This window comes from Micromonospora sp., assembly GCF_048594385.1.
In the GTDB taxonomy this organism is placed as follows: Bacteria; Actinomycetota; Actinomycetes; order Mycobacteriales; family Micromonosporaceae; genus Micromonospora; species Micromonospora wenchangensis.
In genome coordinates, this window is sequence record NZ_JBMDWU010000310.1 from 1 (window position 1) to 24,754 (window position 24,754).

General features: G+C 73.5%; 20 protein-coding genes. 10 read left to right on the forward strand and 10 right to left on the reverse strand.

The annotated features are described in order from the left end of the window. The 5 genes from ACOJTC_RS16415 to ACOJTC_RS16435 form a co-directional block, all read left to right on the forward strand. On the forward strand, positions 1-875 hold an 875-nt coding region (locus ACOJTC_RS16415), incomplete at its 5' end, for an ATP-binding protein (RefSeq protein ID WP_420117535.1). A 2-nt stretch (positions 876-877) separates the two neighbouring features. Then, positions 878-2,848 carry an MFS transporter gene (locus ACOJTC_RS16420; RefSeq protein WP_420117544.1) on the forward strand — a complete coding sequence of 657 codons (1,971 nt, stop codon included), beginning with the start codon at positions 878-880 and terminating at the stop codon, positions 2,846-2,848. Between the two features lie 4 nt (positions 2,849-2,852). Continuing rightward, entirely contained in the window at positions 2,853-3,401 is a 549-nt protein-coding gene (locus ACOJTC_RS16425; RefSeq protein WP_357932771.1) for a hypothetical protein, read from the forward strand. Further along, on the forward strand, positions 3,398-4,573 hold the full coding sequence (locus ACOJTC_RS16430; protein ID WP_420117536.1) for a M23 family metallopeptidase: 1,176 nt from the start codon (positions 3,398-3,400) through the stop codon (positions 4,571-4,573). The genes ACOJTC_RS16425 and ACOJTC_RS16430 overlap by 4 nt, the downstream gene beginning before the upstream one ends. 13 nt (positions 4,574-4,586) lie before the next feature. Further along, positions 4,587-5,189, forward strand: a complete 603-nt coding sequence (locus ACOJTC_RS16435; protein ID WP_420117537.1) for a hypothetical protein — start codon at positions 4,587-4,589, stop codon at positions 5,187-5,189. 3 nt (positions 5,190-5,192) lie between these two features. Here ACOJTC_RS16435 and ACOJTC_RS16440 read toward each other — a convergent pair whose 3' ends face one another. After that, the gene (locus ACOJTC_RS16440; RefSeq protein WP_420117545.1) at positions 5,193-5,753 is read right to left on the reverse strand and encodes a hypothetical protein; all 561 of its coding nucleotides are present in this window, start codon (positions 5,751-5,753) and stop codon (positions 5,193-5,195) included. Positions 5,754-5,978: 225 nt separating this feature from the next. On the opposite strand from ACOJTC_RS16440, the gene ACOJTC_RS16445 reads away from it, so the two are divergent. Further along, the gene (locus ACOJTC_RS16445) at positions 5,979-8,780 is read left to right on the forward strand and encodes an FtsK/SpoIIIE domain-containing protein (RefSeq protein WP_420117538.1); all 2,802 of its coding nucleotides are present in this window, start codon (positions 5,979-5,981) and stop codon (positions 8,778-8,780) included. Between the two features lie 232 nt (positions 8,781-9,012). After that, a complete protein-coding gene (locus tag ACOJTC_RS16450; protein WP_420117539.1) occupies positions 9,013-9,717 on the forward strand; it encodes a hypothetical protein in 705 nt (234 codons plus the stop codon). 56 nt (positions 9,718-9,773) lie between these two features. On the opposite strand, the gene folE is transcribed toward ACOJTC_RS16450, so the two are convergent. The 4 genes from folE to ACOJTC_RS16470 all read right to left on the reverse strand — a co-directional run bounded on the left by folE (position 9,774) and on the right by ACOJTC_RS16470 (position 13,723). Continuing rightward, on the reverse strand, positions 9,774-10,436 hold the full coding sequence (folE, locus tag ACOJTC_RS16455) for a GTP cyclohydrolase I FolE (RefSeq protein WP_204927152.1): 663 nt from the start codon (positions 10,434-10,436) through the stop codon (positions 9,774-9,776). Positions 10,437-10,471: 35 nt separating this feature from the next. Further along, complete coding sequence (ftsH, locus tag ACOJTC_RS16460; protein WP_204927078.1) at positions 10,472-12,478, reverse strand: ATP-dependent zinc metalloprotease FtsH; 2,007 nt, start codon at positions 12,476-12,478, stop codon at positions 10,472-10,474. Between the two features lie 432 nt (positions 12,479-12,910). Beyond that, positions 12,911-13,486, reverse strand: a complete 576-nt coding sequence (hpt, locus tag ACOJTC_RS16465) for a hypoxanthine phosphoribosyltransferase (RefSeq protein ID WP_067302270.1) — start codon at positions 13,484-13,486, stop codon at positions 12,911-12,913. 99 nt (positions 13,487-13,585) lie between these two features. Then, the gene (locus tag ACOJTC_RS16470; protein WP_169733054.1) at positions 13,586-13,723 is read right to left on the reverse strand and encodes a hypothetical protein; all 138 of its coding nucleotides are present in this window, start codon (positions 13,721-13,723) and stop codon (positions 13,586-13,588) included. Positions 13,724-13,873: 150 nt separating this feature from the next. Here ACOJTC_RS16470 and ACOJTC_RS16475 point away from each other — a divergent pair, with 150 nt between their 5' ends. After that, positions 13,874-14,836 (forward strand): GlxA family transcriptional regulator, encoded by a 963-nt coding sequence (locus ACOJTC_RS16475; RefSeq protein ID WP_204927076.1) that lies wholly within the window; start codon positions 13,874-13,876, stop codon positions 14,834-14,836. Between the two features lie 28 nt (positions 14,837-14,864). On the opposite strand, the gene ACOJTC_RS16480 is transcribed toward ACOJTC_RS16475, so the two are convergent. The 4 genes from ACOJTC_RS16480 to dacB form a co-directional block, all read right to left on the reverse strand. Continuing rightward, positions 14,865-16,493 carry a gamma-glutamyltransferase family protein gene (locus ACOJTC_RS16480; RefSeq protein ID WP_420117540.1) on the reverse strand — a complete coding sequence of 543 codons (1,629 nt, stop codon included), beginning with the start codon at positions 16,491-16,493 and terminating at the stop codon, positions 14,865-14,867. Between the two features lie 9 nt (positions 16,494-16,502). Beyond that, the gene (tilS, locus tag ACOJTC_RS16485) at positions 16,503-17,633 is read right to left on the reverse strand and encodes a tRNA lysidine(34) synthetase TilS (protein ID WP_420117541.1); all 1,131 of its coding nucleotides are present in this window, start codon (positions 17,631-17,633) and stop codon (positions 16,503-16,505) included. A gap of 4 nt (positions 17,634-17,637) precedes the next feature. Then, positions 17,638-18,705 (reverse strand): zinc-dependent metalloprotease, encoded by a 1,068-nt coding sequence (locus ACOJTC_RS16490; RefSeq protein ID WP_204927074.1) that lies wholly within the window; start codon positions 18,703-18,705, stop codon positions 17,638-17,640. Positions 18,706-18,832: 127 nt separating this feature from the next. After that, positions 18,833-20,260: a D-alanyl-D-alanine carboxypeptidase/D-alanyl-D-alanine endopeptidase gene (gene dacB / locus ACOJTC_RS16495; RefSeq protein ID WP_420117546.1), complete on the reverse strand. Its 1,428-nt coding sequence runs from the start codon at positions 20,258-20,260 to the stop codon at positions 18,833-18,835. Between the two features lie 615 nt (positions 20,261-20,875). On the opposite strand from dacB, the gene ACOJTC_RS16500 reads away from it, so the two are divergent. Further along, the gene (locus ACOJTC_RS16500) at positions 20,876-21,382 is read left to right on the forward strand and encodes an inorganic diphosphatase (protein WP_204927072.1); all 507 of its coding nucleotides are present in this window, start codon (positions 20,876-20,878) and stop codon (positions 21,380-21,382) included. An 82-nt stretch (positions 21,383-21,464) separates the two neighbouring features. Here the strand turns inward: ACOJTC_RS16500 and eccD are convergent, their stop codons facing one another. Next, positions 21,465-22,865 (reverse strand): type VII secretion integral membrane protein EccD, encoded by a 1,401-nt coding sequence (gene eccD / locus ACOJTC_RS16505; protein WP_420117542.1) that lies wholly within the window; start codon positions 22,863-22,865, stop codon positions 21,465-21,467. 102 nt (positions 22,866-22,967) lie between these two features. Between eccD and eccCa the strand changes: the two genes are divergently transcribed. Further along, a partial coding sequence (eccCa, locus tag ACOJTC_RS16510; protein WP_420117543.1) for a type VII secretion protein EccCa occupies positions 22,968-24,754 on the forward strand: 1,787 nt, incomplete at its 3' end.

Here is a 24,754-nt window from a genome sequence, read left to right on the forward strand (position 1 = left end):
ACATCTGCATGATGCTGGTGCCGCCGCAGGTGGCCCGGGAGGCGTCCACCGCCACCCTGTTCCGGCACGCGGTACGCCAGGTTCCGGCCGAGGAGACGTCCACCCTGGACGACGTGGTCACCTGCCTACAGGGGCTCGACGCCGACGCCGGCCGGGAACTGGCCCACCTGCTGCTCGACACCGCCGAGATGCCCCTGGCCATGCTCTTCTTCGGACGCCCGCCGGAGGGGCTGCTCGGTGCGGGGGCGGCGCTCACCGTGATCACCATGGCCGGCCTGCGACTGCCCGACCTCAAGATCGAACGCGAGTACTGGTCGGCCGAGGAGGCGTTGGCGCTGCCGATGCTGCACACCGCGCACCGCCTCGCCGTCCGCCGCTGCTACGGCGGGTCGATGTCCTCCCGCAAACTCGTCGGCCTGGACGAGGCGCACTTCATGGAGGGCTGGCGCTCCGGCCGGTCCTTCCTGGTCCGCCTCGCCCGCGACTCCCGCAAGTGGAACCTCGCCGCCCTGGTCGCCTCGCAGAACCCGAAGGACATCCTCGGCCTCGACGTCCAGAACCTCGTCTCCACCGTCTTCGTCGGCCGCATCGCCGAGGACACCGAGATCGCCTCCGAGGCGCTCCGGCTGCTCCGGGTGCCGGTCGACGACGGCTACGAGGCCACCCTGGCCTCCCTGTCCGCCGTCGACACCACCTCCGCCACCCGGCTCGGCTTCCGCGAGTTCGTCATGCGGGACGTGGACGGCCGGGTGCAGAAGGTCCGGGTCGACGTGTCGTACGTCGAGGGGCTGCTGGATCACCTCGACACCACCCCCGCCGCGGTCGCCCAGGCCGCCGGGATACTGCCGACCGTCCTGGCTGATCTGGAGGCGTGACAATGGCGAGGGCCCGGGCACGGATCACGGCGCTCCTCCTCGCACTCGGCGTACTCGCCGGTGCCACGATCGCCTGGCCGGTGGTCGGGGCCACACCGGCGTACGCCCGTACCCCCGTCACAGGTCAGGCCACCCTGGCGGCACAGGCGGCTGCCGATCTCTGCACCACCAAGGAGTGGCAGGCCGACTTCCGCGCCTGCGTCGCCAAGCTCAAGCAGGTCAGCGAGACGGAGGTGGACTGCCGGAAGCCGCCGGTACCGTCAGCCCCGGACTCCGGTCTGGCGGGCTGGTTCGCCTCCCGCCCCGACTCGTCGAAGCTTCCCGGGCCGAAAGGCTTCTACAGCGACTACGGCTACGGCGGCTACAGCTTCAACACGTACGACGTGGAAGGGGGCTGTGCCTCCACCGTCCTGCATCCGGACTACAAGTTCACCACCACGGTCGCGAACGGCGAACTGATGATGGCAACTGCCGTGGTGGGTGCCTCGAACGCGCTCCGGGAACGCGCCTGGGACCCCCGGTCGATGTGGAACTGGGCCGACCCGCTGGTGGAGAAGGCGACCAAGGCCGTCTACCAGAAGGTGTTCAGCGTCTTCGGCATCGTGACGCTCTGTGTGGTGGGCCTCTACCTCCTCTGGCGCTCCCGCCAGTCGGACATGAGCAACGCGATGACCACCGCGGGCTGGGCCCTGCTGGTGATGGTCGCGGTGACCGCACTGGCCGCCTGGCCGGTGAAGTCGGCCAACATTGCCGACGGCACCCTCATCACCTCACTGGGCGTCGTCCATGACGCCATCGGTCCGGCGGCGCGCGACACACCGGCGGACCAGTGCGACGATCCGAATCCCGATGCCTGTAAGGACAGTCGTCCCCCGGCAGTCCGTGCCAGTGACACCGCCACCGAATCGATGTTGTACCGCAACTGGCTGCGCGGGGTCCTGGGTTCGGCGGACAGCGAGACGGCCAAGAAGTACGGGGCAGCTCTCTACGATGCGAAGTCGCTCTCCTGGGAGGAGGCCGAGAAGCTCAGGGAGAATCCCGCCACCCGCGAGGCCACCATCAAGGCCAAGCAACAGCAGTGGATGACGGTCGCCGAACAGATCAAGACCGAGAATCCCGAGGCTTACGAGTATCTCCAGGGCAGCCGGGACATGGACCGGATCGGTTCCGGGTTCATCGCGGTCCTGGCCGCATTGCTCTTCGCCATGTTCGACCTCACCGCCTCGCTGCTGGTGCTGCTCGGATTCATGATCTTCCGGTGGGCGGTGATCGCCGCACCGATCCTGGGCACGATCGGCCTGCTCCGCCCGGCCAGCGCCGGGCTGCGGCGGCTGGCGAACGCCGTGGTCGCTGCCGTGTTCAACATCGCCATCTTCGGCACCGGAGCGGCGATCTACCTGTTCGCCGTCGACCTAATCATGAGCACTCCGACACTGCCGGGCTGGCTCCAGGTGGTGCTGGTCTGGCTCTGTGGTGTGGTCGGTTGGTTGCTGCTCCGGCCCTACCGGAGGATCACCCAGCTCGGCGGCAAGGACAGCAGTGAGGCGGTTGGCTCGGCCGGGTCGTGGCACCGCCGTTTCTTCCGGGACATGCGCGTCGCCGCCCGACTCGACGTGGCCGAGCCGGGGGGCACGGCCGAGCCGAAGCTCACCCGGGGACGCGGGGCCGCGCTGGAGCCGGCCACCCTGCGGCCTGAGGCCAGGCGGGAAGACCCCAGCCACTCGACGGTCAGCACGCCGGGGCAGCGGGAGCGCCCGGATGGACGCGAACGCGCCGACGAGACCGAGACGAAGCCATCGACTCGGGAGGGCAAGCGGCCCACGCCCGCACCCCGTCCCCGGCGCCGTCCGGCGAGCTGGACCGAGCCGGACGTGCCGGAGGAGGTGCCGTCCTTCGTGGTCTACCGACCTGACTCCGCGCCGGCACCGACACCCGTGAAGCCCAGCCCCCGTATACGCTCCGAGGCGAGGTGACGCGATGCGGCGAGCGATCGAACTCCTCTTCACGCGACTCATCCGGTCGCGGCTCGGTATCGCGCTCGTGATCGCCGTGCTGGTGCTCGGGGTGATCGGTACGGCTCGCCTGGTGTCTGGTCCCGAAGACCTCACAGCGGGACTCAGCAGCCGTCCACGGGAACCGATCACGACCGTCGATCCAGAGGAGGGTGACGACGGAGTCATCGCCACCCCGGTCCCGGAGTCACCGCGCACCCGGCCCGGGGAGTTGACCCCCGAGCAGACGGCGACCCGATTCACCACCGCCTGGTTGGGCGGGGCCACCATCACTGCGGAGCAGTGGCAGGCGGCTCTGCGGCCGATGTCGACGTCGGAACTCACCGAGAAGTTGGCCGGTGCCGACCCGGCCGGAGTGCCTGCTGTCAAGATTGCCGGCACTCCGACGCTACGACCTCGGACGGCGGTCTTCACGGAGGTTCTGGTTCCGTTGGAGGGCGGACAGCTGCGGCTGGAACTGGTCGCCCCCGACGGCCGCTGGTTGGTGGATGCCGTGGACTGGGAGCGGGAATGACTGCCGAACTGCCACCGACCGGCGCCCCACGCCGCCGGGTCCGGATGGGTGCCGTTGCCGCCGCACTGACCGGCACTCTCGCGTTGCTCTGCTGTGGTGGCGGCAGCGCCGCGTTCTTCCTGACCAATCTCGGCGGCGACCAGGAGACCCTGGTGTCGAACGAGCAGCAGTGCGATGACGAGCACCGGGTCAACGTCACCGGCAAGATGCCCCGGATGTCCGCGTACGGGGCCAGTCAGATGCGTAATGCCGCAGTCATCATCAAGGTCGGTCAGGACATGAAGGTGGCACCGCGGGGCTGGGTGATCGCGGTGGCGACGGCGATGCAGGAGTCAGCGCTGCGCAACCTGTCCAACAGCACCGTCGCCGGTTCCAGCGGCATTCCGAACGAGGGTGTCGGCTCTGACCACGATTCCCTCGGTCTCTTCCAGCAGCGGGCCGGCTGGGGCAGCGTCACCCAACGGATGAGCCCCGACTATGCGGCCCGCAAGTTCTACGAGAAGCTGTTGAAGATCGACGGTTGGGAACGGATGCCCCTGACCCGGGCCGCGCAGAAGGTACAGATCAGCGCCTACCCCGACGCGTACGCGAAACACGAGGACGTCGCCAGTCAGATCGTCAATGCGCTCGCCGGTGGGGCTGCCCGCACGGTCCAGATCGCCGAGCGGGCGGTGTGCGACCGCGCCTCCGCCCGCGCCATCGCCGCCTCCTGCTGGACCGCGCCGATCGACGGCGGGGTCGGCTCCGGCTTTCGGACAGCGAGCCGACCGCGACACAACGGCGTGGACATCGGTGCCCGCAAGCGAACCGAGATCCACGCCGCCGCCACCGGTCGGGTGCTGGTGGCCCGCTGCGATCCCGACCACCGTGGAAACCGCAACTGTGACGTCGACGGTTTCCCGGGCAAGGGGGGGTGCGGGTGGTTCGTCGACATCCTGCACGCCGGCGGCTTCATCACCCGGTACTGCCACATGATCGAAAAGCCCCGGGTGGTCCCCGGGCAGCTCGTCAAAGCCGGGGAGGTGATCGGTCTGGTCGGGAGCAGTGGCAACTCCTCCGGCCCGCACCTGCACTTCGAGGTGCACATCGACAGCAACCGCAGCTTCTCCGGCGGCATCAACCCGGTGCCGTTCATGCGGCAACGTGGTGCACCGCTGAACGGTTCGGCATGAGGCTGTCGCCCCGATGAGCGGACCACTGCCGGACCCGTTCGCCGGCCAGCCCGACTGGGCGCCACTTCCACCACGACCGGTCGAGATCGTTCCCGCCACCGGCCGGGTGGAGCTGCGCGGCCGGCGGGTCCTCGTCGGGCTCCCCGGCCTCGGTTGGCGCGGAGACCTGCGCGCCGACGAGCGGGTGGTACAGGGCAGCCGTACCTACGTGCCGGTCATCCCCGAGCACGAGTGGTACCGGGCGGAGGCCGACCAGGTGGAGGTCTTCGCCCCGCTCGTCCCCGTGGAGCGGGTCTGGGTGGAGACCCTGGGTGACCGGCCCGCGCCTACCGGACCGGTGCGGGAACAGGGGATCCAACTCGTCTCGCTGGACGGACCGACGCACCACGCCCCCACCCCGGTCTTCGAAACCGACGCGGTCAGCGGACGACGGGTGGTCCACGTCGAGGACGCCGTCGAACACCGCGATCTACGCGCGGTGACCGAGTCCTACTCCGGTGCCGACGGTGACATCTGTGTCCGGGTCACGCCGGAACTGGAATGGTACCGCTGGGCCTGGCGCGGACAACCACCCACCACTATGGAAATCCCCGTCCACCTGCTGTGGATCGAATAGCTGTCAGACAGCCTTCCGCGCACCGCAGACACGCCAGCCGTCACGAATGTCGACAACGTCGAAAGTCCAGTCCTCCCGACGGCTGCTTCGCTGCTGACCGTTGGCCGAACCCGAGATGGTCAAAGTGGTCGTCACGGACTCACCCTGAGGCGTTTCCACTCTGGTCAACGATCCCCAACCAACTCTTACCACAACATCGAACTTGCTCTCTCGTTGCCGCAACTCGTCACGGAGAGCCGCGACCGCACCAAGATCCGCATCTTGGCAGACGAGAAGACTGGCGCGGGTGTCGTTCTCGTTGACCAGGAACTCACGGAGATAGTTGTCGACGACGACGTCCGGAGCGCTGCGATCCGGGGTGGCGGCCCGCTCGTAAAGCACGTAGCCGGTGATCCCGCCGCCGACGCAGAGCAACGCCAGCACCCCGGCGACGACGCTGAGGACGGTTCGGAGCCGACGGGGTGGACGCTGCGGCACCGGCAGCGGCGCAGGGGGTGCCGAGTGCTCCGGTGGGGTCCGCTGCGCCGGTACTCGGGACACCTGGGAACCGGCGGGGGGCTGCACTGATTCCACCCCCTGAGGCTATCGGCTGGACGCTCCGTACCCAATGCCCCGAAGGCTGCGGATCGTGACAGGGCGACCCCGGGAGGTGAGAGTTCGTCGCGATGTGCGACAAGCCCGGCGCATCGCCGCCGCGCTTCCCGGAGGAGTGGCCGGGGCTGGGATACGGTCTGCAGTCGGGGAGGCTTCCCGTCGCGAACAGCGGGGTGGAGCACCTCGGAAAGAGGGGTGGACGCGGTGGCCGGTCCGAAGGCTCGCACGAACCGCGCCGCAGCCCTGCACCGCCGGGCCGCCGCGACCGTCGCCGCTGCCGCCACGGTCCTCGACGAGATCCGTCCGGCCCCCGCCGACCAACGCCGCCAGTACGAGCTGGCGGACCGGCTGCGGCACGCCGCCGCCCTGCTCGCCCCGGGCTGGGCCGGGGACGCCTTGACGGACCTGTCGGCGCACACTCCGTGTGGTGAAGAGCATCCGCCCTTCGTCCGGATCGGGACGGGGGCCCCGCTGGAGGATGCGCGCTTCCCGGCGCTGGTGCCGCTGCTCGGCTCGGCGCACCTGGCCCTCGACGTGGACGTGCGTGACACCCGGGTGGCGGGTCTCGTCCGGGCCGTGTTGCTGCGCCTGCTGGCAGCCACGCCGGCGGGTTGCCTCCTGGTCCGTGGCGTCGACGGCACCGCAACACCGGGCACCACAGGCACCGCAGGCACCGGCACCCGACCTGGCACCTCCGACACCACCGCCCGCCCGGTCACCGCGGGCACCGGCACCGGCACCGGCACCGGCACCGGCACCGGCAAGGCTGGCACGGAACAGGCCGGCGCCGGGCAATCCGACATCGGCAGAGCCCGCACCGCAGGGGCCGCCCCCCAGAACACCGCCGCCGACGCGAGCACCGCACCGCAGCACAGTGGGACGACGAATCCCCGGGACGGGGCCGTCTTCGCCCCGTTCACCGCGCTGGCCGACGCCGGACTGTTCCCGCCTGCGGCGACGGACGTGGCCGGTCTGCGGGCGGTGCTCGCCGAGGCCGAGCAGTGGGTCTCCCCGGGGGCCGGCCGACCCCGCCGGCACGACCGGACGCTGCTGCTGGTGATCGCCGGGCTGCCCGGGTCGACGGCGTCGAGTGACCTGGACCGGATCGTGGCGCTCGCCGAGCGGGGTCGGGGTGCGGGGCTGCACCTGGTGGTCGCCGGCTGGCCGGCGGCCCGGCCACCGTTGCCACAGGCCACCCCGGTACGGCTGCGCACCTCGTACGCGCTGCTGGGTGATCCGCCGGGCAGCCCGTTCAGCGGACCGGGCACCGACGCGCCGGGGGGCCTGAACTGTCCCGTCCTCGTCGACGAGGACCCCGGCGCGGAGCTGATCGACGCCGTCTGCCGTCGGCTGGCCGACCAGATCGAGGCGGGCTCTCGGTTGGGTCTCGCCGAGCTGCTGCCGCCCGGGGACGCGCCGCTCTGGGCGTCCTCCTCGGTCGACGGCCTGTCCACCACGGTGGGCGACGCCGGCGGCCGGCCGGTCACCGTGGGTTTCACCGAGTTGACCCCGCACTGGTTGGTCAGCGGCCGGTCGGAAGCGGACCGGGCGGCCTTCCTGACCAACACGCTGCTCGGCCTGGCCGCCCGTTACGGCCCGGACGAACTGGCCCTGTACCTGGTGGATCTGGGTGCCGGGGAGTCGTTCGTGGAGTTCCTCCAGACCCGGCGGGACAGGTCGTGGGTGCCGCAGGTCCGCGCGGCGGGGATGGCCGCCGACCCGGAGTACGTGCGGGACCTCTTCGACCAGTTGGCGGCGGAGATCAATCGCCGGGAGGAGGCGGCGGCACGGGCCGGCGGCCAGCGTTTCGCCGAGCTGCGTGACCATCAGGTGCTGCCGCGCGTCGTCTGCGTCATCGACAACTTTCCGCTGCTGCTGTCGGATCGGGATCCGGTGGCCGCCGAGGTGCTGGCCCGGTTGGACGGGCTGGCCAGGTCGGGTCGCGGGTACGGCGTGCACCTACTTCTGGCCGGCGCGGGTGATCTGGGCGTCGGCGCGGGAGCGGCACCCCGGGATTCGGTGCTGGGGCAGTTCCCGGTGCGGGTGGCGCTTGCCGGCGGCAGCGCGGTGCTGATGCCGACCAACGACGCCGCCGCCGGTCTGGCGGTGGGCAGTGCCGTGGTCAACACCGCCGGTGGCCTGGGCGGCCCACGCGGCGCGACGCGCGGGCACGAGCGGCTGGTCCGGTTCCCCGACCCGCACGACGCCCCGGAGGTGGTGGAGGAGCTGCGGCACCGGCTGTTCGCGGCACGGCCGGAGGATGCCGTACCGCCTGTGGTGTTCGCGGGTTGGGCCCGGCCGTTGCTGGGCAACGATCCCCGGATGCGCGCCGCCGTTGCCGGTCGGTGCGGGGCGCCGGCGGCGCTGCTGGGCCGGGCGGTCGACGTGGCCCGGACGACCGTGGCGGTGCCGCTGGGCCCGGTGGCCGGCCGCAACCTGGCCGTCCTCGGGCCGGGTCCGGCGGCGGCGACGTTGCTGGCGACGGCCGCGCGCAGCACCGCCGCGCACCATCCGCCGGGTAGCGCGGAGTTCGTGCTCGCGCCGCTGGCCGAGGGCTCCGCGTCGCTGGCCGCCGCGCTCGCCGCCGAGTTGGGTGAGCGTCACCGGGTGTCGACGGTGGACGGGCCGGGGTTGCTGACCGAGTTCTCGGGTACCGGTCCGACCTACCTGGTGGTGTTCGGGGTGGACGTGCCCTCGACGGAGGAACTGCCGCCGGACCGGCTGCGTACGCTGCTGCGGGAGGGCCCGCCGGCGGGTCGGCACCTGCTGGGCTGGTGGCGGACGGTGCCGCCGCTGGCCGGGTTGGTGGAGCCCGACGGCGAGGTCGGGAAGCTGGCCGCGGTCGCGACGGTCGACGTGCCGGGTGCACAGCTCGCCCCGCTCTTCGGGCACCCGGTGCAGTGGCGTCCCCGACCGGCCCGGGTGGTCCTCTGGGACACCACCGACGACCGGGGCACGGTCCTGGTGCCGTTCGCCGACGAGGCGGACCCGGCATGACCGGCCACGGCCGGGCCCGCGTGGAGGCCATTCACGGCGCAGCCCGCGCGGAGACCATCCACGACGGGGCCGGAACCCGCGGTACGGAAGGCGGTCCGCGCGGAGCCGGCCGGGCAGGGCCGCCACGCGGCTCCGGCCGCGATGCGCGGCGTGCGGGACCGGCCCCCGGGAGGACCGCAGGTGACCGACCGCGAGGAGGACCGGGCGTGACGAGCCGCGAGGAGCCTCGGCCGTGAGCATCGACGACGCCGTGACGGTGGCTCCGGTCCGACAGCGGGCCGGGGGCGAGCCGACCCCGTCGGTGGCCGCCGCCTGGACCGACTACCTGGCCGCCGCCCGTCAGCTCGACGGGGTACGCCGGGGCGCGGCGACGGCAGCCGCCGCGCAGGCCCGGGCGGTGGAGGCGGCACGCGCCGAGTTGACCGAGGTGCGCGCCCGCCTGACGCCGCAGCAGACCCGGCTGCGCGAGCTGGGCGTACCGGCGATCTCGCTGACCCCGACGCCACCGGAACTGGCCGAGGCGACCCGGGCGATGGCGGGTGGCCCGGCGGCGGTGTTGGCGGGCCTGCGCAAGGCGCAGGGCTGGGCGGAGGGTGCCGACGCGGCGCTGGCGGCGCGCGGTTCGCTGCGGCCGGCGGCCTGGCCGCCCCGGTTGCGCAACCTCCTGGTGTACGGTCCGCTGGCGCTGGTCGTGCCCCTGGTGCAGCTGCTGCTCCTGGTGACCCTCGGCACCGGACCGGTGGTCGTGGCGGCGCTGCTGGTGGGTCTGCCGATGCCGGCGGCGGCGTTCGCGGCGGGCTGGGTGGGGGTGGGTCGGTTGTTCCCGCCGGGGCCGGACCACCGGTGGGACCGTACGCCCCGACTGGGGCTGCTGACCTGCCTGATCCCGGCGGTGGTGACCGCCGCCGGGATCACGCTGACGCTGCTGGCCGGTTGACCGCGCCGCCCCACACGTCACGGCTCAGCGGCTCAGCGGCTCAGCGGCTCAGCGGCTCAGCGGGGAATGATCAGGGACATCGCCTCGGCGCGGGACTTCGCGTCGTGCTGGAGCACGCCCCGCACGGCCGAGGTGATGGTCTTGGCGCCGGACTTCTGAATGCCGCGCATCGCCATGCACATGTGCTCGCAGTCCAGTATCACGATGACGCCACGCGGTTGCAGCTTGCTCATCAGCAGGTCGGCGATCTGCGAGGTCAGCCGTTCCTGCACCTGCGGACGGCGGGCGAAGACCTCGACCAGCCGGGCCAGCTTGGACAGGCCGGTGATCCGGCCGTCGGGGCCGGGGATGTAGCCGATGTGCGCGCTGCCCCGGAACGGCAGCAGGTGGTGTTCGCAGAGGCTCATCACATCGATGTCCCGGACGAGCACCAACTCTTCGTGGTTGGCCTCGAAGGTGGTGCTGAGCACCTGGGACGGGTCGACCCGCAGGCCGGCGAAGAGTTCGGCGTACGCCCGGGCGACCCGCGCCGGGGTCTGCTGGAGGCCGTCGCGGTCCGGGTCCTCGCCGACCGCGATGAGGATCTCGCGGACCGCCTTCTCGATCCGGCCGAGGTCCATGGTGTCCTCGATCGGGCGACCGTTGAGCTTGCCGCTGATCAGCCGGGCGGCGACGTAGTCCAACGTCTCGTCACCGGGCTCGGTGGACGAGGCGGCCAGCCCCGGGTTGACGGGGCTGGCCGCGGCGTCGGTGTTCAGTGCAGACCGTCCGAGTTGTTCGTGGCCCCGCCGACGGAGATGCCGTCGGCCGTGGCCTGCGCCTTGAGCTTCTCCTTCTCGGCCGGGGTGAGCACCGGCGGCTCGGTGGAGGGCAGGCGCTTGCCGAAGCCGTTGTACGGGGCCATCGGCGGGCGCTTGACCACCCGGGAGCAGATCCGGGCCATGTCGGCGGTGGAGAGGGTCTCCTTCTCCATCAGCTCCAGGACCATGTTGTCCAGGACGTCCCGGTATTCCACCAGGATCTCCCAGGCCTCGTCGTGGGCCAGTTCGATCAGGGCCCGCATCTCGCCGTCGATCTCGGCGGCGACCGAGTCGGAGTAGTCCCGTTCGTGGCCCATGTTGCGGCCGAGGAACGGCTCGTCCCCGCTGGTGCCGTACTTGATCGCGCCGAGCTTCGAGCTCATGCCGTACTGCGTGATCATCGCGCGGGCCAACTGGGTGGCCTTCTCGATGTCGTTGCCGGCTCCGGTGGTGGGCTCGTGGAAGACGAGTTCCTCGGCGGCCCGGCCACCCAGGGCGTACGCCAGGGTGTCGATCATCTCGGCCCGGGTCTGGGTGTACTTGTCCTCGGTCGGCAGGACCAGGGTGTGCCCCAGCGAGCGACCCCGGGACAGGATGGTCACCTTGTGCACCGGCGCGGCGTGCGGCAGCGCCCAGGCGACCAGCGCGTGCCCACCCTCGTGGTACGCGGTGATCTTCTTCTCCTGGTCGCTCATCACCCGGGTCCGACGCTGCGGCCCGGCGATCACCCGGTCGATCGACTCCTCGAGCGAGTCGTTGGTGATCGCCCGCTGTTCCTTGCGGGCGGTGAGCAGCGCCGACTCGTTGATCACATTGGCCAGGTCGGCACCGGAGAAGCCGGGGGTACGCCGGGCGACCGCGTCGAGGTCGACGTCGGGCGTGAACGGCTTGCCCTTGGCGTGCACCCGCAGGATCGCCTTGCGGCCCTCCATGTCGGGTGCGTCGACGGGGATCTGCCTGTCGAACCGGCCCGGACGCAGCAGCGCCGGGTCGAGGATGTCCGGCCGGTTGGTGGCGGCGATCAGGATGACCCCGCCCTTGGTGTCGAAGCCGTCCATCTCGACGAGCAGCTGGTTGAGGGTCTGCTCCCGCTCGTCGTGGCCGCCGCCCATGCCGGCGCCACGGTGCCGGCCGACGGCGTCGATCTCGTCGACGAAGACGATCGCCGGGGCGTTCGTCTTGGCCTGCTCGAAGAGGTCGCGGACCCGGCTCGCGCCGACACCGACGAACATCTCGACGAAGTCGGAGCCGGAGATCGAGTAGAACGGCACCCCGGCCTCGCCGGCGACGGCGCGGGCCAGCAGCGTCTTACCGGTACCGGGCGGACCGAAGAGCAGCACGCCCTTCGGGATCTTGGCACCCAGGGCCTGGTACTTCGCCGGGTTCTGGAGGAAGTCCTTGATCTCGTGGAGTTCCTCCACCGCCTCCTCGGCCCCGGCGACGTCCGCGAAGGTCGTCTTCGGGGTGTCCTTGGTGATCATCTTCGCCTTGGACTTGCCGAAGTTGAGCACCCGGGAGCCGCCGCCCTGCATCTGCGACATGAAGAACAGCAGCAGGAGCACGAGCAGCGCGATCGGCAGCAGGTTGACCAGCAGGCTCACCCAGATGCTGTCAGAGGACACCTTGGCGTCCGCCGGGCCGGTGACCCGGTTGGCCGCCTTGGCCGCCAGCACCTCGTTCCAGACCTGCTCGCCGGCCTGGTAGGGGAACTGGGCCTCGATCCGGTCGGTCGTGGTGTCGCCGAACTTGGTCTTCTCGGCCAGGTTGAGCTGGAGCGTCTGCTCCTTGTCCTGGAAGACGACCTTGTTGATCTTGGCGGTGTGCAGTTGGTCGAGCGCAACGGAAGTGTCCACCCGGTGGTAACTGGGACCAGCGGTGAACAGCTGACTGAGCACAACGGCGCCGAGGATGACCAGGATGATCCAGACCACCGGTCGGCGGAAGAAACGCGTACGTTCCATGCTGTTGTCGAGCGCCGGAGCGCCCGCATCCTCCTGATCGACGTCCTGACCGTCTGAATGGTGTCGCCGCCGGGGGCGGCGTCGAGCCGCCGTGCGGGCCGGCCTCGACCCCGAGGCGCGCGAACTGCCGCACCGCGGTCATTCGACGGTACACCGTGCACGCGAGGAGCGAGCTTGCGAGCCCCGCAGTCGGGCACATTCGTAGCCCTCCTGCACACGAGGAGCGAGCTTGCGAGCCCCGCAGTTACGCGTACGGCGAACCGGGTTTCGGCCGGCGTGACGGGGAACGTGCGCACCGGCTCCGTCGACCGCCCGGTCACGCGGGTCGGGGTGCCGGACGCGGAGATGTCCCACGCCACCGGCACCCACGGTAGTCGGATTGCCTGGGAGCCCGCTGAACGTCCGCTCGATGACGACCGATACGGGCGCAGTTCAGGCGCGGGCGTAGACCTCGGGCTTGAGCACCCCGACGTAGGGCAGCTCGCGGTAGCGCTCGCCGAAGTCGAGGCCGTAGCCCACGACGAACTCGGTGGGGATGTCGAAGCCGACGTACTTGACCGGCACCGTGACCTTCACCGCGTCGGGCTTGCGGAACAGGGCCACCACCTCGACGCTGGCCGCCGACCGGGACTCCAGGTAGCGCAGCAGCCAGGACAGGGTCAGGCCGGAGTCGACGATGTCCTCGACCACCACCACGTGCCGGCCGGCGATGTCCCGGTCGAGGTCCTTGAGGATGCGCACCACGCCGGAGGAGGTGGTGCCCTGGCCGTACGAGGAGATGGCCATGAAGTCCAGCTCGACGGGCGGACCCTGCCGGCCCAGCGCGCGGGCGAAGTCGGCCATGAACATGACCGCGCCCTTGAGGACGCAGACGAGCAGCAGTCCGTCGGTGACCCCGGCGTAGTCCGCCGAGACCTGCTTGGCCAGCTCCGCCGTCTTCTCGCGGATCTGCGCCTCGGAGATGATCACGTGATCGATGTCGGCGTCGTACCAGGAGCCGTCAGCCATGCTCCTAGCCTGCCGTACGCCGGAGGGCCCGCGTCGGCGGGGCCGCCCCTTCTGGCGCGGTCCCGCCCCGAGTTTTCCGGCACAACGGAATCAATCACCTCAGCAGGTGCGGGATCGCCAGCGGCGGCCCTCCTCGGTGGGCTTCCAGTCGGCCGAGTCGCGGGTGTCGGCGGTCAGGCCGAACGCCGAGGCGGCGGTCAGCGCGGCGAGGAAGAGCAGGAACAACAGGAACTGCATGGCGGCGCTCGCTTTCTCGCGATCTGAGTGGTTTTCGCCGCCGGTGCGCACCGGACTCATCCCAGTTTCCGCCAGTGGTCCGGGCCGGGACAGTGGCAGTCATGCCAGGTACCCTCGATTTCCTGCCACCTTTCCGGTTACCCTCGTCACATGATTCGATCGGTGGCCGTCATCGCGTTGGACCAGGTGGCCGTCTTCGAGCTGGGCGTGCTCACCGAGGTCTTCGGCACCGACCGCACCGACGACGACTTCCCCGGCTACCGGTTCACCGTCTGCACCGCCGACGGCGACCCGGTCCGTACCGCCTCCGGGTTCGGGCTCACCCCGCACGCCGACCTCGCCCCGGTCGACGACGCCGACCTGGTCGCCGTGCCCGCGTACACCCAGGGGGGTGAGGTGCCCGAGGCGGTGCTGGCCGCGCTGCGCCGCGCCGCCGACCGGGGGGCGTACGTGTTCAGCGTCTGCTCGGCGGCGTTCGTGCTCGGCGCGGCCGGCCTGCTCGACGGCCGGGAGTGCACCACCCACTGGAAGTACGCCGACGAGCTGCAACGCCGGCACCCCTCGGCCCGGGTCCGGTGCAACAGCCTCTACGTGGCCGACGGCCCGGTGCTGACCAGCGCCGGCACCGCCGCCGGCATCGACGCCTGCCTGCACCTGGTGCGCCAGGAACACGGCTCGGTCACCGCCACCCGGCTGGCCCGGCGCATGGTGGTCCCCCCGCACCGCGACGGCGGCCAGTCCCAGTACGTCGAGGCGCCGATCCCGGCCACCCCCGACGCGCCCACCCTCGAACCGGTGCTGAGCTGGCTGGTGGGGCACCTGGACCGGCCGACCACCGTGGACGAGCTGGCGGCCCGCGCCGGCATGTCGCCACGGACCTTCGCCCGCCGGTTCCGGGCCGAGACCGGCACCACCCCGCACGACTGGTTGACCAACCAGCGGGTGCTGCTGGCCCGCCGGCTGCTGGAGGAGACCCGGCTGAGCGTGGAGAGCGTCGCCGGCCGCTCGGGTTTCCCCGATGCCGCCGCCCTGCGCCACCACTTCGCCCGCCGGGTCGGCACCACCCCGCAGGGCTACCGCACCACCTTCCGCGACCGCGTCCCCACCGCCTGAGCCGCCGCCCCCGGGGGCGGCGCCGGGGTCAGTAGCCCAGCGCCGCGCCGTCGACCCGGGGCTCCGCGCCGACCACCCAGCCGCCGGCCGGGGCCCGCCACAGCGCCTGGCCGTACCCGAAGACGGACGGCTCGTCGGCGACGGTGACCTCGTGGCCCCGGGCGCGCAACCCCGCGACCAGGCCGGGCTCGGCCGCCAGCGCCGGCTCGACCAGCAGGGTCCGGCCGGCGTGCCAGTACCAGCGGGGGGCGTCGAGGGCGGCCTGCGGATCACGGCCGTCGTCGACGGTCGCGGCGACCAGCTGGACGTGCCCCTGCGGCTGCATGTGCCCGCCCATCACCCCGCACGGCCCGACCGGTGCGCCGTCGCGGGTCAGGAAACCCGGGATGATCGTGTGGAACGGACGCTTGGCCGGCCCCACCAGGTTGGGGTGACCCGGGTCGAGCCGGAAACCGGTGCCCCGGTTCTGCAGTGCGAAGCCGTGGCCGGGCAGCACCACCCGGGAGCCGAACCCCAGGTAGGTGGACTGGATCAGGCTGACCATCAGCCCGCCCGCGTCGGCCGTGCAGAGGTAGACGGTGCCGCCCCGCTCGGGCGTGCCGGCCACCGGGTCGCCGGCCCGGTCGGTGAGCAGCGCCCGCCGCGCCGCCAGGTAGCCCGGGTCGAGCAGGCCGGCGGTCGGCACCTCGGCGCGTTCCGGGTCGGCCACGTGGGCGTGCGCGTCGGCGAAGCCGAGCTTGACCGCCTCCACCTGCCGGTGCACCCGGTCCACCGGGTCGACGCCCGGGTCGAGGCCGTCCAGGACGCCCAGCGCCAGCAGCGCCGCCAGCCCCTGCCCCGGCGGCGGCAGCTCCCACACCTCGTGCCCCCGGTAGCGGACGCTGACCGGGTCGACCCAGGTCGAGGTGTGCGCGGCCAGGTCGGCGGCGGTGAGGAAGCCACCGGTACGGGCGGCGTGCCGGTCCAGCGCCGCCGCGATCGCGCCCCGGTAGAAGTCCTCCGCGCCGGTGGCGGCGATCAGCCGCAGCGTCCGGGCCGCCGCCGGGTTGCGCCAGCGTTCGCCGGGTCGGGGCGCCCGGCCGGCCACCGTGAAGACCCGGTCGAACTCGGTGAACTCGGCACCCGCCGGCACCGGTTGTGCCAGTGCCCGGGCCCAGGTGGCGGCGGTGCCGGTGGAGACCGGATGGCCGTGTTCGGCGTACCCGACCGCGTCGGTGAAGAGGTCGGCGAAGGGCAGCACGCCGAACCGGTCGTGCAGGTCCCGCCAGCCGGCCGGCGCTCCGGGCACCGTCACCGGCAGCCAGCCCCGGGCGGGCATCGCCGGGCCGGACGCCTGCGCGCCACCGAGCGCCGCCACCGGTTCCGCCGCCGCCCCACCGGTGGCGGCCAGCACCACCTCCCGGGTCAACCCGGCCGGTGACCGCCCGGCGGCGGCGAGACCGTGCAGCCGGTCGCCGTCCCAGACGATGGCGAACAGGTCACCACCGATGTCGTTGGACGGCGGCTGCACCACGGTCAACGTGATCGCGGTCGCCAGTGCCGCGTCGACGGCGTTGCCGCCGCGCCGCAGCACGGCCAGGCCCGCCGCCGCCGCGAGCGGATGGCTGGTCGAGACGGCACCGTGCGGGGCGAACAGGGCACTGCGGGGGTACGCCATCAGCCCTGTCTACCGCACCGGAGCGGGCCCGCCCAGGTCGACGGGGAGCAGCCGGCCGTCCCGACGGCAGACGCGTACGCCCCCCGGCAGGGCGGTCGGGCCCTGTCCACGCCAGGCGGTGACCAGGGCGTCCAACGCGTCGACGTGCCGGTGGGACAGCGCACCCGGTGGTGCCCCCAGCTCCCGTGCCCAGGCGTGCAGCACCCGGCCGCGTACCGCCCCGGGGAGGCCGGCCAGCGCCGGCACGGACAGCCCGCCGCCGTCGCGTACCCCCGGGCTGCCGTCGGGCCGGGACTGCGGGGCGCCGAGGGCGTTGGCGGCCAGGTCGTCCAGCGCGGCGGTGTCGGCGGCGAGCATCCGGGCGGTACGCGCCAGGTTGTCCACGACCCCGTGGCCGAGCGCGGCGACCAGCGCCGGCAGCGCGTCGGCGCGGACCCGGGCCCGGGCGTACGACGGGTCGGTGTTGTGCGGATCCTGCCAGGGGGTCAGGCCGAGTGCCCCGCACGCGTCGCGGGTCTGCGCCCGGGTGACGTCGAGCAGAGGGCGCAGCAGCGGCACCCCGGCCAGGTCCCGCCGGGCGGGCATCCCGGCCAGCCCGCGCGGGCCGGCCCCCCGGGCGAGCGCCAGCAGCACCGTCTCGGCCTGGTCGTCGCGGGTGTGCCCGAGCAGGACGGCGACCGCACCGTGCCGCCGGGCCGCCGCCGTCAACGCCTGGTAGCGGGCCTGCCGGGCGGCCGCCTCGGGGCCACCGGGCCGCACGGCCACCGTCACCGGCACCGCCGCGACCGGATCCAAACCGACCCGCCCGCCCCACCCGGCGACGGCGGCGGCCCGCTCGGCCGACCCGGCCTGCAACCCGTGGTCGACGGTCACCAGACCGGCCGGCCGGCCGAGCCGGGACGCCACGAACGCGGTGGCGGCGGCGAGGGCCATCGAGTCCGCCCCACCCGAGCAGGCCACCAGCACCGGCCCGGCGGGCGGCAGCCCGGCCAGCGCCCGACGGACCGCGACCCGGACGGCGGCCACCGCCGGATCGGGCGACGGCCCGGAAGAGACACCGACGCCGCGCCGCCCGACCTCGGCCGGCTCGGCGGTACGGAGCCCGACCGGCAGGTCGGCTGGGCTGGGCCGGCCGGCCACCGGGTCAGCCGGCGGTCGGGGTGGCGCCGGCCGGGCCGTGCACCCGGGCCACCCAGGCGGCCGGGTCGCCCAGCTCGTCGAGCCGGGGCAGGGTCAGCGGCGAACCGAAGATCTTGTTGAAGCCGGGCATGCCGACCTGCTCGACCACGCCGTGCACGAACTTGCGGCCCTCGGCGTACTGGCGCATCTTGACGTCCACGCCGAGCAGCCGGCGGATCGCCTTCTCCAGCGGGTTGCCCGTCTCACGGCGGCGGTTGAAACCCGCCCGGATCCGCTCCACGCTGGGGATGACCTGCGGGCCGACGCCGTCCATCACGAACTCGGCGTGCCCCTCGAGCAGGGTCATCAGCGCGGTGAGCCGGTCCAGCACGGCCCGCTGTGCCGGGGTCTGCACGATGTCCAGCACGCTGGTACGGCTGTCCGGGTCGCGGACCGCGTCGGAGAGGGTGGAGACCCCCCGGCGCAGCCGCTCGACCAGGTGCTCGGTGCCCTGCGAGGCGTCCACGAACGCCTGCACCTCACCGAGGAAGTACGCCCGCATCCACGGCACGGCGGTGAACTGGGTGCGGTGGGTGACCTCGTGCAGGCACACCCAGAGCCGGAAGTCGCGCGGGTCGGCCCCGAGCTTGCGTTCCACCTCGACGATGTTCGGCGCGACCAGCAGCAGCTGCCCCGGGTCGGCCGAGAAGACCTCGTACTGGCCGAGCACCCGGCCGGAGAGGTACGCCAGCACGGTGCCGGCCTGCACCCCGGTGAGCCGGGAGCCGACCGCCTCGGTGAGCGCGCCGGGCGGCTTGTCGCCGGAGAGCCGGCTGACCAGGGGCGTGATCACCTCACGCAGGCCGGCGATGTTGGTGGCCGCCCAGTCGCGCCGGTCCACCACCCGCACCGGCGGATGGCTCACCTGCGGGCGCAGCCCCGTGTAGTCGGCGACGTGCCCGGCCGCCTCGTCGGTGAGCCGGCGCAGATCGCCGACCACCCCGGTCGCCTCCGCGTACGACACGCGGGGGCCCGACTTGCTCAGCGCCCCAGCGGTGGCGGCGGCCAGATCCCAGTCCACGAACTGCGCCATGCCACCCACCGTACCCGCGCCGCGACACCCCGGCCGGTTGCCCGCGTCCGGGCCACCGGCGGCGGGGCCGACGCGTCCCACCGGCCCGGGCGGTCCGCGCCCACCGGGGCAGGTCGGGTGCCGCCGCTCAGCGGCAGCCGCAGCCGGCCAGCGCGCCGGCGATCCGGTCCAGTGCCGCCCGGGTGACCTCCGGGTCGCCGGCCGGGGCCCGGTCGGTGAGCACCGCGAACGTGAGCAGCCGGCCGTCGCGGGTGGTGACCAGGCCGGCGATGGCGTGCACCCCGGTCAGGGTGCCGGTCTTGGCCCGGACCACGCCGGCTCCGGCGGCGGTCTCCGTCGACTCGTAGCGGGTGCCGAGGGTGCCCGACCAGGCGGCCACCGGGAGACCGCCGAAGATCGCGGTCAACTCCGGGTGGGTGCCGTTGCCGGCCACCGCGATCAGGTCGGTGAGCAGCGACGGGCTGATCCGGTTGCTGCGGGACAGCCCGCTGCCGTCGGCGAGGCTGATCTCGTCGGCCGGCAGTCCCAGCTCGCCGATCACCTCGTCCATCGCCGCCGCGCCACCGGCGAAGGACGCCTGCTGGTTGCGGGCCAGGGCGACCTGGCGGGCCAGGGCCTCGGCGATCACGTTGTCACTGTCGGTGATCATGATGTCGACCAGCCGGACCATCGGCAACGACTCGACCTTGCCCAGTTCGGTGCCGGGCGCGGGTGTGCCGGCCGCCGTCGCGCCACCGGCCGCCGGGGCGGTGCCCCGGACCACCCCGCCCTGGGGCAGGCCGAGCAGCCGGGCGAAGGAACGGCCGGCGGCCAGGTCGGGCTCGGCGTACCGGGTGGCCGCACCGTGGCTGTCGGCGAAGTTCTTCCGCGCCCCCACCGGGTCCCGGCGCGCGCCGTCGGTCATCAGCGCGGTGATCGACGCGCCGAATCCGCCGGTCGGGATGTCCGCATCCCAGCCGGGACCGTGGACCGGGCCGGGGAAGAGCGTGGAGTCGACCACCACCCGGGTCGGGGCGGTGCCGCCGAGGGCCTGCTTGACCTGCGCGGCGAGCGCGTCGAGGCGGGCCGCGCCGGGGTAGAAGCCGTTTTTGTCCACGGCCAGCGTCGGGTCGCCGCCGCCGACCAGCACCACCTCGCCCGGGCTCGCCCCGGCCACCGCCCGGGTGGCGATCCGGTGCCCGGGGCCCCGCGCCTTCAGCACGGTCACCCCGGTGGCGAGCTTGGTGACCGAGGCGGGCACGGTGGCGTCGTCGCCGCCCTTGGCGTACAGCGATTCGCCGGTGACGACGTCGGCCACCGACACGTTGACCCGACTGCCCAGGGCGGCGGCGGTGGTCAGTGGTTCCACCGCGGCGCGTACCCCGGCCGGGGTCGGCTCCGGTGCGGTGCCGTCGGGGCCGGCGAGCACCGGGGACGGGTCGGGCTCGGGCGGTCGCGCGGTGGGCGACGGGGTGCTGTCCGCCCCGCCCAGCCAGCCGGCGACCGGGCCCGGCCGGAGCACCGCCGCCGCTCCGGCGAGACCCACCAGCAGCACGACGACCAGCAGCGCCGGCACCCACCGCCGACGCCGACGAGGTGGACCGGCGGGCGGTGGCGGGCCACCGTCCGGCGGCGCGGAGCCGGGACGGGCCGACGGCTCCGGACGGGCCGGCGGCGACGCCACGACCGGGTGGGTGGCGACCGGGGCCGAGCCCCGGTGCGGAGGGACCGCCGCGGAGCCGGACGCCGGAGCGGCCGGCGCGGCAGTCGCCGGGGCGGCACCGGACGGGGGGAACGGGGGCGACACCGGGGCGGACCCGACGGCCGGTCGGCCCTCGGTCGCGGACGGTGGACGCCAGGCCGGCGGTGGCGGATGCTCCTCGGACCGGCCGGTGACCGGCGGTTCGGGCGTCGACTCGGGGCGACGGGGGACGTTCGCGTCGGGCACCGAGACCCGACCGGTGGCACCGCCGGTCACGGACCGGCCCGATCCCCGGCCGTCAACCCCCTCCGGGCGGTAGTGTGAATCTTCCCTCCCCACGACCCCCTCCTCCCGCCGCCGAACTCGCCTGGGTGACACTACTTCGGTCCGAAGACTATGCGGCGTCCGGAGCCGACGGGTGGCCATTCATCCGTACCGGGCGTCAGTGGTTCCGTTCAGCCAGCGTGGGCAGACGAGGGAGCGTGGGAGATGGATTTCGACGTCACGGTTGAGATCCCGAAGGGTCACCGCAACAAGTACGAGGTGGACCACGCGACGGGCCGGATCCGGCTGGACCGCACCCTGTTCACGTCGACCCAGTACCCGGCCGACTACGGCTTCATCGAGGGCACCCTCGGCGAGGACGGCGACCCGCTGGACGCGCTGGTGCTGGTCCCCGAGCCGACCTTCCCGGGCTGCCTGATCCGCTGCCGCACCATCGGCATGTTCCGGATGACCGACGAGAAGGGCGGCGACGACAAGGTCCTCTGCGTCCCCTACGAGGACCCGCGTCAGGAGCACCTGCGCGACATCCACCACCTGGGCGAGTTCGACCGGCTGGAGATCCAGCACTTCTTCGAGGTCTACAAGGACCTCGAACCGGGCAAGTCGGTCGAGGGCGCGACCTGGGTCGGCCGGGTCGAGGCCGAGGCCGAGGTGCTGGCGTCCTACCAGCGGGCCCGCGACGCCGAGGCGCAGGGCGGCACCGCGCACTGACCGGCTTACCGCGAGCGGCCCGGACCGGACGGTCCGGGCCTTCGTCGTCGCCCGACCGTGCGCGGGTCCCGGTCGGCGGCGGTCAACCCAGCAGGCCCCGGGCCGCGTCGTAGAGGTCCAGCACCGCGCAGGCCACCGGCACCACCGCCACCACCAGCGCGGTGTCGGTCAGGTCGGCCACCCGACCGAGGTACGGCGAGACCGGCCGCCGGGCGTACGTCGTACCGGCGGCGACGGCGAGTAGGGCGACGACCAGCCCGCCCCCGCTCAACGCCAGCAGCCCGGGGACACCGGGCCGGCCGGCGAGCACCGCCCCGAGCACCGCGAACCCGGCCAGGCCGGCCGTGACCGGGGGTACCCGGTGCCGGACGGCCACGAACAGCCGGGACCGCAGCAGCAGCACCCCCGCGCCGACGGCCACCAGCACCCGCCCGGCGAGCCCACCGTCGGCGGCGAGCACCAGCGCGGCGGCCACCACCGCGACCGCGTGCCCGAGCAGCATCCCGGTCAGCATCTCCTCGCTGCGGGCCACCGCCGCATGCACCCGGGCCCGGTCCGGCAGGTCCCGTACGCCGTCCGGGCCACCCGTCGGGCCGGCCGGCAGGGTGATCGGTGGCAGCGGCACCTTGCCCAGCCGGATCGCCAGCAGCGGCAGCGCCCCCAGGACGAAGACCATGACGCAGAGCAGCACGGCGGCGGTGCCGGCCGGGTCGAGCAGCAGCCCGCCCAGACCGGCAAGCCCGCCCACCGCTCCCGCCGTCGCACCGGCCACGAAGACCCGCAGCCGGGTGGCGACGCCGAGCAGGCCCAGCACGGCGGTCAGGAGCAGCGCCACCGCACCGGCGAGCAGCTCGGGTGCGCCGAGCCAGGGCAGTGGCCGCAACACCCCCACCGGGTCGCCCGAGCTGACCGCGAGCGCGCCCGCCGCGGCGGCGTACGGCAGGGCGTAGCCGCCGAGGGTGGCCCCGGTGGGGCCGTCACCCCACGCCCGGGAGGCGGTGGTGCCGGCGAGGGTGAGCAGCAGCGCCACCACACCCGCGGCGGGCCAGGCGGCGGGCTGTCCCGGCCCGGCGGCCAGCACGGCGAGCAGCCCCACGGCGAGCGGGACGCCCGCACCGGCCAGCACGGCCGCCCGGGTCGTCGCCGCCGACCAGGCCGCCCCCCGGCGACGCGCGCCGTCGGCGATGGCCTCGACCACGTCGTCGTACTCCAGTTCGGGCCACTGGTCGTGGGCGGGCACCAGGTGCAGCACCTCGCCGTCGCGTACCCCCTGCGGCAGCAGCGGCTGCGCGGTCACCAGCACCGCCCCGTCGGTACGCCGCAGCACCCAGCCGCCGTGCCGCTCGCCGTCGTCGGCCAGCCCCTCCCCGGCGTGCCGGAGCACCTCGGGCAGCAGCTCGGCCAGGGGGACCTGCTCCGGCAGGGCCACGTCGACGCGTCGCCCCGGCGCGCTGATGGTGACCCTGGCCAGCCCGATGGTCATCGACTGGACTCCATATCGATAGGCGGTGGCGGCTGACGGACGACGCGCACTTTACCTACCATGAGCCAGGTTCGGGTTACCGAGCGCCACAGGGAGGTGGATTTGTCCACTGTCGTCATCAGGCGGCCACCGCGTCGGCCCGCCCCGGAGATCCCCGTCGGCGAGCTGCCCGTGGAGGGTCCGCCGGAGATCCCGGTGGTCACCGGCGGGCGCTGGCAGCAGGCGCTGATGGTGCTGCCGATGCTGGGCGGCACGGTGGCGATGGCGATGATGTTCGGTCGCGGTGGCGGTGCCTACTCGTACGTGGTGGGCGGGATGTTCGGGCTCTCCTCGGTGGCGATGCTGATGACCTCCTGGGGCAGCGCCTCGGGCAGCCCGCGGAAGTCGGAGATGATGGCCGCCCGCCGGGAGTACCTGCGGCACCTGACCACCCTGCGACGGCGGGTCCGGCAGACCGCCCGGCAGCAGCGGGCCGGGCTGTACTACCGGCATCCCGACCCGGAGCGGCTCTGGTCGACGGTGGACAGTCACCGGGTCTGGGAACGCCGCCCCGGCGACCCGGACTTCGGCGTGGTGCGGGTCGCCGTCGGTCCGCAGACGCTGGCCACCCCGCTGGTGCCGCCGGTCACCCGACCGCTGGAGGAGCTGGAGCCGATGACCGCGGGGGCGCTGCGGCGCTTCCTCGACGCGTACTCGGTGGTGCCGGACCTGCCGGTGGCGCTGTCGCTGCGCAGCTTCGCCCGGGTCTTCGTCCGGGGCGGGCAGCCGGGCGGCACGGTCGGGCCGGGCGGGGGTGCGGCGGAGAGCGGCACCGGGTCGCCCCACGCGCAGGCGCTGGCCCGCGCGATGCTCGTCCAGCTCGCCGTCTTCCACGCCCCCGACGAGCTGCTCGTCGCCGTCTGCGCCGGCCCGGAACGGCGTCGGCACTGGGAGTGGGTGAAGTGGCTGCCGCACGCCCACCACCCGAGCAGGGTCGACGCGCTGGGCCCCGTCCGGCTGGTCACCAGCTCCGCCGTCGACCTGGAACGGCTCCTCGGCGACGTGCTGGCCAGCCGGTCCCGGTTCAGCCCGGCCGGGCCGGCCACCGACGGCCCGCACGTGGTGGTGCTCCTCGACGGCGGTGACCTGACCGACGCCACCGAACTGACCGGCGACGGCGGCATCGACGCGGTGACCGTGCTCGACCTGGACACCCCGCCGCCGCGCCTGCTGGACCGGTTCGCCCTGCTGCTGGAGGTACGCGCCGGACGGCTGCACTCCTGGTCGGCCGAGGGGCACGCCGAGGTGGGCACCGCCGACCGGCTGGACGTGGTCGACGCGGAGGCGGTCGCCCGGCGGCTCGCCCCGTTGCGGCTCGCCGCCGTCGCCCGGGGCACCGAGGCCGCCCCCGGGGCCGAACCCGGCCTCCCCGAGCTGCTCGGGCTGGGCGACCCGGAGGGGTTCACCGCCGACCAGGGCTGGCTGCCCCGCTCGCCCCGGGACCGGCTGCGGGTGCCGATCGGGGTCGGCCCGGACGGCGGCGCGGTCGAGCTGGACCTCAAGGAGTCGGCGCAGGACGGGATGGGCCCGCACGGGCTGCTGATCGGGGCGACCGGTTCCGGCAAGTCGGAGCTGCTGCGCACCCTGGTCCTGGCGTTGGCCGCCACGCACAGCTCGGAGCAGCTCAACTTCGTCCTGGTCGACTTCAAGGGCGGGGCCACCTTCGCCTCCTTCGACCGGCTGCCGCACACCGCCGCCGTGATCACCAACCTGGTCGACGCGCTGCCGCTGGTCGACCGGATGGTGGACGCCATCAACGGTGAGCTGATGCGCCGCCAGGAGCTGCTGCGCCGGGCCGGCAACTTCGCCAGCCTGCGTGACTACGAGCGGGCCCGGGCGGCCGGCGCGCC

Excerpts from the sequence above, each read along its gene's own strand:
- ACOJTC_RS16420 (WP_420117544.1), top strand. The coding sequence starts at position 878 with ATGGCGAGGGCCCGGGCACGGATCACGGCGCTCCTCCTCGCACTCGGC.
- ACOJTC_RS16425 (WP_357932771.1), top strand. The coding sequence starts at position 2,853 with ATGCGGCGAGCGATCGAACTCCTCTTCACGCGACTCATCCGGTCGCGG.
- ACOJTC_RS16430 (WP_420117536.1), top strand. The coding sequence starts at position 3,398 with ATGACTGCCGAACTGCCACCGACCGGCGCCCCACGCCGCCGGGTCCGG.
- ACOJTC_RS16435 (WP_420117537.1), top strand. The coding sequence starts at position 4,587 with ATGAGCGGACCACTGCCGGACCCGTTCGCCGGCCAGCCCGACTGGGCG.
- ftsH (WP_204927078.1), bottom strand. The coding sequence starts at position 12,478 with ATGGAACGTACGCGTTTCTTCCGCCGACCGGTGGTCTGGATCATCCTG.
- hpt (WP_067302270.1), bottom strand. The coding sequence starts at position 13,486 with ATGGCTGACGGCTCCTGGTACGACGCCGACATCGATCACGTGATCATC.
- ACOJTC_RS16470 (WP_169733054.1), bottom strand. The coding sequence starts at position 13,723 with ATGCAGTTCCTGTTGTTCCTGCTCTTCCTCGCCGCGCTGACCGCCGCC.
- ACOJTC_RS16475 (WP_204927076.1), top strand. The coding sequence starts at position 13,874 with ATGATTCGATCGGTGGCCGTCATCGCGTTGGACCAGGTGGCCGTCTTC.
- ACOJTC_RS16480 (WP_420117540.1), bottom strand. The coding sequence starts at position 16,493 with ATGGCGTACCCCCGCAGTGCCCTGTTCGCCCCGCACGGTGCCGTCTCG.
- ACOJTC_RS16490 (WP_204927074.1), bottom strand. The coding sequence starts at position 18,705 with ATGGCGCAGTTCGTGGACTGGGATCTGGCCGCCGCCACCGCTGGGGCG.
- ACOJTC_RS16500 (WP_204927072.1), top strand. The coding sequence starts at position 20,876 with ATGGATTTCGACGTCACGGTTGAGATCCCGAAGGGTCACCGCAACAAG.
- eccD (WP_420117542.1), bottom strand. The coding sequence starts at position 22,865 with ATGACCATCGGGCTGGCCAGGGTCACCATCAGCGCGCCGGGGCGACGC.